This is a genomic window from Candidatus Thiosymbion oneisti, assembly GCF_900092655.1.
GTDB lineage: Bacteria > Pseudomonadota > Gammaproteobacteria > Chromatiales > Chromatiaceae > Thiosymbion > Thiosymbion oneisti.
This window is the reverse complement of the sequence record NZ_FLUY01001573.1, coordinates 1-461: the sequence shown is the minus strand read 5'-3', so window position 1 is coordinate 461 and position 461 is coordinate 1. Positions and strand designations below refer to the sequence as shown.

The following is a 461-nucleotide window of genomic DNA, read 5'->3' as shown; positions in this document are numbered from 1 at the left end:
TTGCCGACGACGATGGCGGTCTGGGGGCCTTGGACCCGGGCCTTGGGGGTGTTCCGTGGTGGACGATAGGGCGTTTTAGCATCCAGGGCGGTGAATTCACAGTGGAAGACCGGGCCGGTGTTCGCTGTGCCGACGGAGCCGAAGACATCGGAGCGCAGTTGGTAATCGGCGGAGAGGAGCAGGTATTCCCGGTTCTGGTCGTCGCGGGGATACTTGGTCAGCTTGAAGCGCGCCCCGGTGGCCAGGCCACGGGCATTGCCGCTGCCCTTTACGGTCTCGTAGTCCACATGGAGTTCTTCGATGCGGGCGCGTACCCAGTCGTCGCCTTGGTCGGGTTGGGTGTATCCACCGGGGTAGTCGTAGCGCTCCAGATCCGCCCGGGCATGCTCATGCGGGTGGTCCCGCTCGGTCAGCAGGTCTTTGCGCGGCGCTGTAAAGTCGAAATCGGTGTGGACGAAGGC

At 64.2% G+C, this 461-nt stretch carries 1 protein-coding gene; it reads right to left on the bottom strand.

The window, feature by feature from the left end; all coding sequences use genetic code 11:
* Window positions 1–461, bottom strand: a 461-nt coding sequence (locus tag BQ17_RS15930; RefSeq protein ID WP_256091636.1) for a contractile injection system protein, VgrG/Pvc8 family, incomplete at both ends; no start/stop codon positions are given.